The 12414-nt window shown below is 64.9% G+C and carries 13 protein-coding genes; 6 read left to right on the top strand and 7 right to left on the bottom strand.

Annotated features, from left to right (window positions below; translation table 11 throughout):
• Window positions 1-21 precede the first annotated feature (21 nt).
• The 5 genes from trkA to def all read right to left on the bottom strand — a co-directional run bounded on the left by trkA (window position 22) and on the right by def (window position 4966).
• On the bottom strand, window positions 22-1395 hold the full coding sequence (trkA, locus tag HF027_RS02380; protein WP_168012510.1) for a Trk system potassium transporter TrkA: 1374 nt from the start codon (window positions 1393-1395) through the stop codon (window positions 22-24).
• Between the two features lie 203 nt (window positions 1396-1598).
• Window positions 1599-1802: a dodecin gene (locus HF027_RS02375; protein WP_168012508.1), complete on the bottom strand. Its 204-nt coding sequence runs from the start codon at window positions 1800-1802 to the stop codon at window positions 1599-1601.
• Window positions 1803-1935: 133 nt separating this feature from the next.
• The gene (rsmB, locus tag HF027_RS02370) at window positions 1936-3318 is read right to left on the bottom strand and encodes a 16S rRNA (cytosine(967)-C(5))-methyltransferase RsmB (protein ID WP_168012507.1); all 1383 of its coding nucleotides are present in this window, start codon (window positions 3316-3318) and stop codon (window positions 1936-1938) included.
• Window positions 3315-4310 (bottom strand): methionyl-tRNA formyltransferase, encoded by a 996-nt coding sequence (gene fmt / locus HF027_RS02365; protein ID WP_168012506.1) that lies wholly within the window; start codon window positions 4308-4310, stop codon window positions 3315-3317. Before fmt ends, rsmB begins: the two co-directional genes overlap by 4 nt.
• A gap of 143 nt (window positions 4311-4453) precedes the next feature.
• Window positions 4454-4966 carry a peptide deformylase gene (gene def, locus HF027_RS02360; RefSeq protein WP_168012505.1) on the bottom strand — a complete coding sequence of 171 codons (513 nt, stop codon included), beginning with the start codon at window positions 4964-4966 and terminating at the stop codon, window positions 4454-4456.
• Window positions 4967-5300: 334 nt separating this feature from the next.
• On the opposite strand from def, the gene HF027_RS02355 reads away from it, so the two are divergent.
• The 5 genes from HF027_RS02355 to aroE all read left to right on the top strand — a co-directional run bounded on the left by HF027_RS02355 (window position 5301) and on the right by aroE (window position 10219).
• Window positions 5301-6461 carry a LysM peptidoglycan-binding domain-containing protein gene (locus tag HF027_RS02355; RefSeq protein ID WP_245184444.1) on the top strand — a complete coding sequence of 387 codons (1161 nt, stop codon included), beginning with the start codon at window positions 5301-5303 and terminating at the stop codon, window positions 6459-6461.
• Between the two features lie 96 nt (window positions 6462-6557).
• Complete coding sequence (gene dprA / locus HF027_RS02350) at window positions 6558-7718, top strand: DNA-processing protein DprA (protein WP_168012504.1); 1161 nt, start codon at window positions 6558-6560, stop codon at window positions 7716-7718.
• 79 nt (window positions 7719-7797) lie between these two features.
• Window positions 7798-8379 (top strand): L-threonylcarbamoyladenylate synthase type 1 TsaC, encoded by a 582-nt coding sequence (tsaC, locus tag HF027_RS02345; RefSeq protein ID WP_168012503.1) that lies wholly within the window; start codon window positions 7798-7800, stop codon window positions 8377-8379.
• Window positions 8380-8453: 74 nt separating this feature from the next.
• Window positions 8454-9386, top strand: a complete 933-nt coding sequence (hemF, locus tag HF027_RS02340) for an oxygen-dependent coproporphyrinogen oxidase (protein ID WP_168012502.1) — start codon at window positions 8454-8456, stop codon at window positions 9384-9386.
• On the top strand, window positions 9383-10219 hold the full coding sequence (gene aroE / locus HF027_RS02335) for a shikimate dehydrogenase (RefSeq protein WP_168012501.1): 837 nt from the start codon (window positions 9383-9385) through the stop codon (window positions 10217-10219). Before hemF ends, aroE begins: the two co-directional genes overlap by 4 nt.
• Window positions 10220-10337: 118 nt before the next feature.
• On the opposite strand, the gene HF027_RS02330 is transcribed toward aroE, so the two are convergent.
• Window positions 10338-10610: a hypothetical protein gene (locus HF027_RS02330; protein WP_168012500.1), complete on the bottom strand. Its 273-nt coding sequence runs from the start codon at window positions 10608-10610 to the stop codon at window positions 10338-10340.
• Window positions 10611-11411 carry a M48 family metallopeptidase gene (locus tag HF027_RS02325; protein ID WP_168012499.1) on the bottom strand — a complete coding sequence of 267 codons (801 nt, stop codon included), beginning with the start codon at window positions 11409-11411 and terminating at the stop codon, window positions 10611-10613.
• Between the two features lie 122 nt (window positions 11412-11533).
• Here HF027_RS02325 and HF027_RS02320 point away from each other — a divergent pair, with 122 nt between their 5' ends.
• Window positions 11534-12403, top strand: coding sequence for an ATP-binding protein (locus HF027_RS02320; RefSeq protein ID WP_168012498.1), 870 nt, complete (start codon window positions 11534-11536; stop codon window positions 12401-12403).
• The last annotated feature ends 11 nt before the right edge of the window (window positions 12404-12414 follow it).

Genomic DNA, 12414 nt, shown 5'->3' with positions numbered 1-12414 from the left:
CATGCATGCGGCCTTGGCCCATTAGAAGAAGGTCAGACCGACCTGGAACAAACGCTCCACATCACGGATGCGGCGCTTGTCGATGACGAACAGGATGACATGATCGCCGGATTCCACCACTACGTCATCGTGGGCGATCAGCACCTCCTTGCCGCGCACGATGGCGCCAATGGTCGTGCCGTTGGGCAGATCAATATGGTCGATGGTTCGGCCCACCACCTTGGAGGAGTGCGCGTCGCCATGGGCGATGGCCTCGATGGCCTCGGCAGCACCGCGGCGCAGCGAGTGGACATTGACGATATCGCCACGCCGCACGTGGGTCAGCAGGCCGCCGATGGTGGCCTGCTGGGGCGAGATGGCGATGTCGATCTCGCCGCCCTGCACCAGATCGACGTAGGCGGCGTTGTTGATCAGGGTCAGCACCTTCTTGGCACCCAGCCGCTTGGCCAGCATCGACGACATGATGTTGACCTCGTCGTCGTTGGTCAGTGCGCAGAAGATATCGCAGTCCTCGATGTTCTCCTCGAGCAGCAGCCGCTTGCTGGTGGCACTGCCATGCAGCACCACGGTGCGATCGAGGCGATCGGAGAGCGTCGTGCAGCGCTCAAGGCTATGCTCGATGATCTTGACCTGATGGCTGTGCTCGAGGGTCTCGGCCAGGCGCTCGCCGATATGGCCGCCGCCGGCGATGACGACGCGACGGAAGTCACGGTCCAGTCGGCGCAGCTCGCTCATGACGGCACGAATGTCGCGACGCGCGGCGATGAAGAAGACCTCGTCATCGGCTTCGATCACGGTGTCGCCGCGGGGGATGATCGGTCGGTTGCGACGATAGATAGCCGCCACCCGCGTATCCACGTTGGGCATGTGGCGGCGCAAAAAGCCGAGTTCCTGTCCGACCAGTGGCCCGCCGTAGAAGGCCTTCACCGCGACGAGCTGCACCATGCCGCTGGCGAATTCCAGCACCTGCAGCGCACCGGGATAATCGATCAGCCGGCGGATGTGGTCGGTGACGACCTGCTCGGGGCTGATCAGGACATCGATGGGCACGGCATCGTGGGCGAATAGGCCCTTGCGGGTCAGGTAGGCGGTGGCGCGCACGCGGGCGATCTTGGTCGGCGTACGAAACAGCGTGTGCGCCACCTGACAGGCAATCATGTTGACTTCGTCGGAGTTGGTGACCGCAATCAGCATATCCGCGTCTTCGCAGCCTGCCTGACGCAGCACGATCGGATAGGAGGCTGAACCCGACACCGTGCGAATATCCAGGCGGCTATGCAGCTCGCGCAGGCGCTCGCCATCGGTATCCACCACGGTGATGTCGTTTTCTTCATGGGCCAGGTGTTCGGCCAGGGTTCCACCGACCTGGCCAGCACCTAGAATGATGATCTTCATGAATGCGTCCGCAGGCTGATTGGCCGACGGCCTGAGAGGGGCGTCGGCAGGCGGTGGCTAGCATAAACCACTCGACCAGTAGGCGACAGGGTACGGCAGGTACGCCATCTAGGCACGACCTGTGGCCGTGCCGAGAGAAGCAAGCGCGGAAAGTGTCCCCGACGATTGATCTGGCTCAAGGGTTTCTCGAGATCCCGTCAGGCTTACTCGAGCGTGAAGCCGACCTTGACGGTGACTTGCCAGTGGGCCACACGGCCGTCTTCGATATGGCCGCGGGTTTCGACGACCTCGAACCAGCGCATGCCGTGCAGGCTACTGCTGGCGCGTTCGATGGCCTGATTCACTGCATCTTCGATGCTTTCGGTGGATGAGCCGGTCAGTTCGACATGCTTGTAGACGTGGGACATGTATCACTCCTTTGTCATGGGTGAAGCCCCGGCCTCCACCGGGACTCTGCCGCCAGTATAGGCATCAAGCGTGGCCTGATCGCAAGCCGTCCCCTTGCCCGACGCCTGGCGGTGGCCTGTCACGGGCCCGGCCTTACTTGCGCTTGAGTCGTGCATAGAAGAAACCGTCGTGACCGTGCTCACGGGGCAACAGCTGACGCCCGGCGCCGGACTCGACGCCCCAGGCCAGTCCTTGCGGTGTGTCGATCTCGGCGTCCGGTGTGCGCTCGAGGAAAGCGGTGATCTGCTCGCTATTCTCCTCGGGCAACACCGAACAGGTGGCATAGACCAGGGTGCCGCCGGAGGCCAGGGTCTGCCATAGATTGTCGAGCAGCCTCGCCTGCAGTGCTGCGAGCTGCCCGATATCATCGGGGCGGCGCAGCCGCTTGATGTCCGGGTGACGGCGGATCACCCCGCTGCCGGAGCAGGGGGCATCGAGCAGGATGGCATCGAAGGGTGTGCCGTCCCACCAGTCCTGTTCGCCGGCATCGGCGGCACTGAGTTGCGCGCTCAGGCCGAGGCGCTCAAGGGTGCCCTCGACGCGCTGCAGGCGCTCGGCGTCGCTGTCCAGGGCTTGCAGCGAGACATCGAAGGCTTCGAGCAGGTGCGCAGTCTTGCCACCAGGCGCGGAGCAGGCATCCAGCACCTGGGCGCCGGGGCGCGGTGCCAGGGCCGGGCCCAGTAGTTCGATGGCGAGCTGAGCGGCCTCGTCCTGTACGCTGACATTACCCTCGGCAAAGCCTGGCAGGGCGCTGACGTCACAGGGGGTCTCGAGGGTCAGGCCATCCGGGGCATGCTCGCAGGGGCGCGCTTCGATACCGTTCTCGCGCAGGCGTTCCAGGTAGGCTTCCTGGCTGGTCCGACGACGGTTGACGCGCAGTGTCATCGGTCCTGCCTGGTTGTTGGCGATGGCGATCTCGCGCCAGTCGTTGGGCCAGGCCTGACGCAGCGCCTTGAGCCACCACACCGGATGCAGCAGGGCAACGGCGGGGTCGCGGTCGACCTTGGCCTGCATCTCGCTTGCCTCGCGCTGCAGACGACGCAGGCAGCCGTTGAGCACCCGAGTCGCCCAGCCCTTGTCGAGCAGGCGGGCGGCGCCGGCCGTCTCACCCACCGCGGCGTGGGCCGGAATGCGCAGATACAGAAGCTGATAGATACCCACCAGCAGAAGCGCCTGGATGTCGGTGTCGCGCGCCTTGAAGGAGCTCTTGAGCAAGACGCTGGCCAGCGCCTCGAGGCGCGGTAGCGTGCGGCAGACGCCGTAGCAGATCTCGCGCAAAAGCGCCCGGTCGCGGGGCGCCACGCGGCTGTCATCGAGGCTTGCAAGCGATCCGCGGGCATTGAGAATCGGTACCAGTGCACGCGCGGCTTCGGCCCGCAGGCTTAGACCATTCTGTCCCTCGGCGGGCGCCTGCTTGGGATTTCGTTGGGAACGCTTGTTGGTTCCCTGGCGACGGTTGTTCTTGGCCTGATTCATGAGGAGGCCTCCTGCGAGGAAGTGGTATCGCCAAGGTGAGTGCCCGTTGCGAAGCGCTCACCCCGGGCGTTGAGTAGGTCACGGGCGGCCAGAGGTTTGCCGCCGGGGAGTTGAGCGCGGGTGATGCGCAGCACCTCGTCGCCGTCTGAACCACAGGCCACGCGCAGGGCGTCGCCAGCGGCCGGCAGCAGGGTGCCGGGGCGGGCGTCGGGGTCCTGAGGATCGCTCGCGCCGGGTTCGGCCAGCCAAAGCCTTAGCGGCTCGCCGGCGAGTCGTGTCCAGGCGACCGGCCAAGGGTTGAAGGCACGTACCTTGGCGGCCAGGCTTGCGGCCGGAGCGGTGAAGTCGAGCTCACCCTCGGCCTTGGAGAGCTTGGCCGCGTAGGTGACACCCGCGTCGGGCTGCGGCGTGGCGCTCAGGCCAGGGCCTGCGAGCCCGTCCAGGGCCGCGACGATCGCTTCGCCGCCGAGCGCGGCCAGGCGGTCGTGCAGTTCGCCGCCGGTGGTCGTGGCATCCAGCGGTGTACGCCGTTCGAGCAGCATGGCGCCGGTATCGAGCCCGGCATCCATCTGCATGATGGTCACGCCGCTCTCGGCATCGCCGGCCTCGAGGGCGCGCTGGATCGGCGCCGCGCCGCGCCAGCGTGGCAGCAGCGAGGCATGCACGTTGAGACAGCCCATCGGCGGGATATCGAGCACCGCCTGGGGCAGCAGCAGCCCGTAGGCCACCACCACCATGATGTCGGCATCAATGGCGGCAAGCTCGGCCTTTGCATCGGCATGCTTGAGCGAGGCAGGCTGATGGACCGGCAGGCCGTGCTCCAGTGCCCGCGCCTTGACGGGGCTCGGGGTGAGCTTGCGGCCACGCCCGGCGGGGCGGTCGGGCTGGGTATAGACGGCCACCACCTGGTGGTCGCTTGAGAGCAGTGCATCGAGGCTTGCCGCCGCGAAGTCCGGGGTGCCGGCGAAGATCACGCGCAGGGGTCGGGTCATGAAAGGCCTTGCTGAGTAAAACGATCAGGATGGGCGACATCATAGCGTAACGTCGCCGACAACGACGAAGGCCGGCCCCGCCACGAGGCAGGGCCGGCCTTCGGGAGGCCAGAAGCTGGCCTGGGTCCCCGAAGGGGTGGCGCTCAGGCGGGCTGCATCTGGCGGTGGCGTTTCTGCATCTTCTTCATGACTCGGTCGCGCTTGAGCGGCGACAGGTAGTCGACGAAGAGGCGTCCTTCCAGGTGGTCGTATTCGTGCTGAATGCAATGCGCCAGCAGCCCGTCGGCCTCAAGCTCGTAGGCATTGCCATCGCGATCCAGTGCCTTGAGCTTGACAGTCAAGGCACGCGGCACTTCAGCGTAGTATTCGGGGATCGACAGACACCCTTCCTGCATCGCCTCTCGCTCGTCGCTGAGCGGCGTGTATTCGGGGTTGATCATCACCAGCGGGTCGTTACGGTTCTCGCTGACATCCATCACGATGACGCGACGGTGCACGTCGACCTGACTGGCTGCCAGGCCGATGCCCTGGGCGTCGTACATGGTTTCCAGCATGTCGTCGATTAGCTGACGAACCTGATCATCGACGGTGTCGACCGCCACCGCCTGAGTGCGCAGGCGCTCGTCCGGGAACTCGAGGATGGGTAACTTGGCCATGACGTTGAAATCACCGTATGTAAAATTCTGGGATATTACCCGTATTGTAGTGGGCAGGCTCTGCTAACGGAACCGCTATCCATATTATGGTCGCGATAGGGCGTGACTATGCTTTGTCCACGTCCCAGCCCTTATAGAAGTTGCTATGGAGGCTGTCACTAGAGACCCGTCATCCCCTTCCGGGGTTCCGTGATGCCGCCACTCAGATAGGGCCTGACACGCCCGGCGAGCGTGGCCGCGGCAGCGCGCCAAGGATACACTGGCCTCGGGTAGACGAGTGGCGCCAATGACGAAGGTGATGCCCGGCCGCATGCCGAGGATGAAGGAGCAGGAAATGACAGGAAGATGGGAGCGGTCCAGGCGCATCCTGATCGGGCTTTGCCGTGCCATTGGCATGGGACCGGGTCATGAAAATGACCCGCGAGAGAAGCCACACGCAAGCACCGGAAGGGGCGGGGTTCTGGCAGTGCTGATCGTCAGCCTGTTTGCCGCGGGCATGGCGCATGCTCAGCAACAGATGCTGCGTGATGACGCCCCCAAGCGTTACACCGTGGTCCGCGGCGATACCCTCTGGGACATTTCCGGCCGCTTCCTGAATCACCCCTGGCAGTGGCCACAGGTATGGAGGATCAACCCGCAGATCGATAACCCGCACCTGATCTATCCCGGTGATGTCATCGTGATTCGAGACTGTAATGGCAAGCCCTGCCTGGGCATCGAGCGCGGCCAGAACGTGGTCAAGCTATCGCCCGAAATGAGGCGTGTCCCGCGTCGTCAGGCCATTGCGCCGTTACCCCTCGATGTGGTCGAGCATTTCCTGACCCGTCATCGTATCGTCGATGCCTCGGTCAACCTGTCCGAGCAGCCCTATGTGGTGGCAAGTGGCGACAAGCGACTGATCAGCGGTGCAGGCGATACCGTCTATGTGCGTGGGGACCTGACCGGGGATACCCGCTACGGCATTTATCGGCCCGGTGAGGTCTATCGCGATACCCAGGGCGCCATTCTGGGCAGAGAATTGATCAGCATCGCGGAAGGCCGCCTGACCGGCGGAGACGGTGAGCTTAACCGGTTTGCGGTGACCGCTTCTCGACAGGAGGTGCGCGACGGCGACCTGGTCATGCCGCTAGAGCGCCTCGAGCTTGTGGGCGAATTTCAGCCTCGCCCACCCGAGCATGCGGTCGAGGGTCGCATCCTCTCCGTGCCTGGCGGTGTACGCTTTATCGGCCGGCTTCACGTGGTAGCGATGGATGTCGGCACCCGTGATGGCGTCTCGCCGGGAAGCGTGCTTGCCGTCGAGCAGCAGGGGGAGCTGGTCAGCGACCCCCGGAGCGAGGAGATGGTGCGCTTGCCGGGCATCGATGCGGGCCAGGTAATGGTCTTTCGCAGTTACGACCGGGTCAGCTATGGCCTGGTCATGCGGGCCACCCAAACGCTTGAAATCGGAGATCGGGTGCATACCCCCGATGCCATTGACCTGTATTCATTGAAATGACGAGGCGTCGAGTACGCGCTTGATCGAACCGCAATCGCTTACGTTCTGATGGATAGAACGACTCACTGATGGAAAGACGGAAAAGAGGACGGCGCGATGACGGCCAAGGACTGGCTGGTGCTTTCGCTACTGCCGGGGCTCGGTCCCCGGCGCATCCAGGCCCTGCGCGAACGCGCGCCGGAATGTATCGAGAGCTGGCCCGAGGGCTGGCTGGCACTGTTGCCGCGCCCGGCGGCCACGGCGCTGAGGCTGTGGCTCGATCACCCCGGCCGCAGCCCGCTGTCTTCCTCCGTGGAGGCACTCGACAGCTGGCTGGCCGCCGCTCCCCACCACACCCTATTGCATCCCGACCACCCGCATTGGCCGACCCTGCTCGATCAACTGCCCGATCCGCCGCCGGTGCTGTGGGCCAGTGGCGATCTTGCTGCCCTGAGGCCGCCGGCGCTTGCCATCGTGGGCTCTCGACGCCCCACGCGAGATGGTCTGGAGAGCGCCGCCGAGTTTGGCCGCCGCCTCGCCGAGGCAGGCTATGGCATCATCAGCGGCCTGGCGTTAGGCATCGACGGTGCGGCCCAGCGAGCGGCTCTGGACGCCGGCGGGCGCAGCGTCGCGGTGCTGGGGTGCGGCGTCGATGTGGTCTATCCGCCGCGTCATGAGACGCTGCACCGCCGGCTCATGGGTGACAGTGGACTTTTGCTTTCCGAACACCCGCCGGGCACCCAGGCGCGAGCCGCTTTCTTTCCCAGGCGCAACCGCATCGTCACCGGGCTCTCGCTTGGGGTGCTGGTGGTCGAGGCCGCCGAGAAGAGCGGGTCTCTGGTCAGTGCTAGGCTCGCCATGGAACAGAACCGTGAGGTCTTCGCGCTGCCAGGGTCGGTCCATAACCCCCAGGCCCGCGGTTGTCTGGGGTTGATTCGCCAGGGCGCGACCCTGGTGACCGGAATCGACGACATCCTCGACGAATTACCGCCCCAGCCCGTAACAGCCGCCGCCGGCTCGCCTAGCACGGCTTTACTATCCGATAGCGTATCAGGCAGCGGGCCCTCTGTTTCAGCGGCGAGCGAGGCAGACCCCGAGGACCCACTGCTTGCGCTGCTCAGCGACCGGCCCACGCCGCTGGATGTGTTGATCGAACTCACGGGGCTTGATGTCGGCAGCTGTCAGCGACGACTGCTGGAGTTCGAGATCGAGGGCCTTGCCACCCAGGCGGTGGGCGGTTGGATTCGCCTAACCCAGACACGCACCCAGGCACGCTGAGCGTCTCCTCGGGCACCCTCAGGGCAGGGCGCACATGATAGACTTTGCGCCAGTTGCCCCCGATGCACGAGGACCGCTGATGACCGATATTTCCGCACTCGACGCCGCACACATACCCGCTTTGGATACCGCCGTGGACGCCCTGGTGGCGGGTGGCGTGATTGCCTATCCGACCGAAGCGGTCTGGGGCCTGGGTTGCGACCCCGACAATGACCAGGCGCTAACGGCATTGCTGCGCCTCAAGGAACGGGATCCGGCCAAGGGGCTGATTCTGATCGCCGGCGAGATCGGCCAGCTCGCGCCCTGGCTCGAGGGGCTGCCCCCGGCGCTTCACGCGCCGCTGGTGGCGAGCTGGCCGGGACCCAATACCTGGCTGGTGCCGGACAATGGCCGTTCGAATGCCCTGCTGCGCGGGGCGCACCGGAGCGTAGCGCTGAGGGTCAGCGATCATCCGCTGGTGGCAAGGCTTTGTGCCGCGTATGGCGGCCCCATCATCTCGACCTCGGCCAATCGGGCCGGCGAGCCGCCAGCGATGACGGCCGCGGCCGTGCGCGAGACCTTCGGCGATGGCCTCGCGGCGGTGCTCGAGGGGCCGCTTGGCGATCACCCCAGACCGAGTACCATTCGCGACCTGGTCAGCGGTCAGGTACTGAGAGACTGAAGGCCGCGGCGGCGATGCCCGTTGCGTCGCCGCGGTAATCTACCTTCCCATTTAATGCTGTGACTGGAGGCCGTGTGGCACACGCCAATCTCGATGCCGTCAAGACCTACCTGCTCGACCTGCAGGACCGTCTGTGTACGGGGCTTTCCGCCGAAGACGGCGGCGCCGAATTCCATGAAGATTCCTGGGAGCGCCCCACCGGCGGCGGTGGCCGCTCGCGGGTGATCGAAAACGGCGCCGTTTTCGAGAAGGGCGGCGTCAACTTCTCGCATGTCTATGGCGAAGAATTGCCCCCTTCTGCAAGTGCCGCGCGCCCCGAACTCGCCGGGCGCAGCTTCCATGCGGTCGGTGTGTCCTGGGTGGTGCACCCGACCAACCCGCATGTGCCGACCAGCCACGGCAATGTGCGTTTCTTTATCGCCGAGAAAGAGGGTGAAGCGCCGGTATGGTGGTTCGGCGGCGGCTATGACCTGACCCCCTTCTATCCGGTGTTCGAGGACGTGGTGCACTGGCATCGGGTCGCCAGCGATGCCTGCGCGCCCTTTGGCGAAGAGGTCTATTCACGCTACAAGGCGTGGTGCGACGACTACTTCTATCTCAAGCATCGCGACGAGACCCGTGGCGTTGGCGGGCTTTTCTTCGATGATCTCAATGAGTGGAGCTTCGATGACTGCTTTGCCTTCCTGCAAGCGGTGGGCGACAGCTTCCTAGACGCCTATCTGCCAATCGTCCAGCGCCGCCGCGACGAGGCCTACGGCGAGCGGGAACGCAACTTCCAGCTGTATCGCCGCGGGCGTTATGTGGAGTTCAATCTGGTCTGGGACCGCGGCACCCTGTTCGGCCTGCAGAGCGGCGGACGCACCGAGTCGATCCTGATGTCGATGCCCCCGGCGGCCCACTGGCACTACGGCTGGACACCGGACCCGGACAGCCCGGAAGAGGTGCTGTATCAGGATTACCTGAGGCCGCGGGATTGGCTCAGTGAAGCCGAGGAGGTCGAGGCATGAGCGATCGCTACTGTGTATTTGGCCATCCGATCGGGCATTCCAAGTCACCGCAGATCCATACGGCCTTCGCCGCCCAGAGCGGTGAGGCCATGGAGTACACCGCCATCGAGGCGCCGAAGGATGACTTCGCCGGTGCCTGGCGTGACTTCGTGGCCGCCGGTGGTCGCGGCGCCAACGTCACCGTGCCCTTCAAGGAAGACGCCTACCGCCTCTGTGAGGTGCTGAGTCCCCGCGCCCGGCGCGCCGGGGCGGTGAATACCCTGGTGCTTGGCAAGGATGGCCGCACCTTTGGCGACACCACCGATGGTATCGGCCTGGTACGCGACCTGAAGCATCATGGCGTCACGCTTGCCGGGGCGCGGGTGCTGGTATTGGGTGCTGGCGGCGCGGTGCGTGGCGTAATCGAGCCGTTGCTGGCCGAGGGCCCTGCCGAGGTGCTGATTGCCAATCGTACCGCCGAGAAGGCGAGTGGCCTTGCCAAGGACTTCGCTGCCCTGACGGATGGTCAGACACGACTGCATGGCAGCGGCTTCGATGCCGTGCCGGCCCATTTCGATGTGGTGATCAACGGCACCAGCGCGAGCCTTGGCGGTGATCTGCCACCCTTGCCCGAAGATGTGTTCGCACCGGGGGCGACCGCCTACGACATGATGTATGGCGCCGCGCCGACGGTCTTCCTGGCTTGGGCGGCCGAGCGCGGCGCCCGCCCGGTCGATGGCCTGGGTATGCTCGTCGAGCAGGCGGCCGAGTCCTTCTATCAGTGGCGCAACCGCCGTCCCGATACGGCGCCGGTGCGCGAGATGTTGCGCCAGGCGCTTGAAGCCAACGCCTAGGCCCGCAAGGCGTTAGCGGGTTGCCCCCATACAGAGAAGCCCGCCGGTCCTGAGACCGGCGGGCTTCTTGTCGTTCGCTTTAGTGTGTCGCTTCTTCGAAGACGAAAACGAGGCTTTCTCAGCGTTTCTTGACGTACAGCCCCACCATGGTCATGCCAAGCCCCAGCACTGACAACAGGAGACCGCCGTTGACCAGCCAGGGCGCACGCTCGAGCCAGGGTACGAAGGGCTGAGGCGTATCGCGGCAGACCCCGGCGATGTAGTCCCAGTGGCCATTATCGAACAGGCATTCACGTACCTTGCCAAGCTCGACGAAGTAGATCGTCAGCAGCACCAGGATGGGCAGAATCAGCAGCGCGAGCCCCACACGTGTAAGGAGTCTCCGGCTCATTTAGGACCGCCCGCAGTTGGGTGTCTTGCCGGCACGGCGTGCCTGTTCATAGCGGGGTACGACCTCACTCATGCTGGCCTGAAGGCCGCTGATACGCTGGCTGTTGGTGGGGTGTGTGGACATCCAGGCCGGTGGCTGACTGCCGCCTGCCTGGCTCATCTTCTCCCACAGGGTGACGCTGGCACGCGGATCGAAGCCCGCATCGGCCATCAGCCGAACCCCCAGCGTATCGGCCTCGCTTTCGTGACTACGCGAGAAGGGCAGCATGATGCCAAACTGCGCTCCTGCACCCAGTGCCCCCATCAGCGCCTCGCCCTGAGCACCCTCGAGACCGGCGGCAGCTTGGATCACCGACAGCCCCAGCTGAGTCGCCTGCTGGGTGGATACCCGCTCGTTGGCATGGCGGGCCAGCACGTGGGCGATCTCGTGGCCGATTACCGCCGCCAGCTGATCCTGGGTATTGGCGATATCCAAGAGGCCGGTGTTCACGCCGATGTAGCCACCGGGCAGGGCGAAGGCGTTGGCCGAGTCGTCGTCGAAGACCTTGACCTGCCACTGGGGGGCCAGGTCCGTTGACGGCAGTTCAGCGACGATCGCACGCGACACGCACTGCACGTAGTTCAGGGTGGCACCGCCCACGGTGGGTAGTTCCTGTTGATACTGCTCGAAGGTCTGCTCACCCATCTGGTTGAGCTGCTGGTCGGACACCAGTGTCAGCTGCTGGCGACCGGTGGGGGAATTCGAACAGGCTGCCAGGGCGATGGTCAGCGCCCCTACGGCTATTCCATTGATCCAACGCATTTTGGGATTCTCCTTGGGCCGGCAGCGAAAAGGGTCGCTGGACGACATGTCACAGTTTGCCACAAGATACCCCGATCGCTGGCGCGGTAAAACCGCGAGACCTGAGACGAAGGAGATGATGCATGGATGATGCCCTGTCCCGGCGCCTGCTGGAGCTGATAGAACGGGTAGAGCCCTGGTTGCCACCCGCGTCGATCGAGATCGACTGGCGACATGATACCGCCGCGCTGTGGCAACGAAATGCCCTTGGCGGGCAACTGATGCCGGTGCCGCCCAGGGATGCGCTCGGCCTCGATGACCTGCTGGGCATCGAACGTCAGAAGCGCGCCCTGATCGACAATACCCGTGCCTTCCTGCGCGGCTATCCCGCCAACCATGCCCTTCTGTGGGGGGCACGGGGCAGTGGCAAGTCATCGCTTGTCAGAGCGCTGCTCAATGGCCTGGCGCCAGAAGGCCTGCGTCTGGTGCAGGTGGATCGCCACGACCTGGCGGGGCTGCCGAACCTGGTGGCCATGCTGCGTAACGAGCCGCAGCGTTTCGTGGTCTATTGCGATGACCTGTCCTTCGAGGGCAATGACGATGCCTACAAGGCCTTGAAGAGCGTGCTCGACGGTGCCATCACCGGCCCGCCCGAGAACGTCCTGCTCTACGCCACCTCCAATCGCCGTCACCTGCTGCCAGAATCGATGAGCGACAACCAGGAAACGCGAGTGGTGGACGATGAGTTGCATCACGGTGATGCGGTCGAGGAGAAGATATCGCTCTCCGACCGCTTCGGCCTCTGGCTGGCGTTTCATCCCTTCAGCCAGGACGCCTATCTGGAAACTTGCCAGCACTGGGTTTCCCATCTCGGTGGCGACGAGGACTGGTCGCCAGACGCCCGCGGCGAGGCGCTGCGCTTTGCCACGCTGCGCGGCGGGCGCAGCGGACGCATTGCCTGGCAGTTTGCCTGTCAGTGGGTGGGCCGCCAGCGGCTGGAAGCAGAGACCTGATCGGACGGCCT

It is taken from the genome of Halomonas salinarum (assembly GCF_012062845.1).
GTDB classification, from domain to species: Bacteria; Pseudomonadota; Gammaproteobacteria; order Pseudomonadales; family Halomonadaceae; genus Onishia; species Onishia salinarum.
The sequence above is the reverse complement of the archived record's forward strand: the minus strand, read 5'-3'. Positions and strand labels throughout refer to the sequence as shown.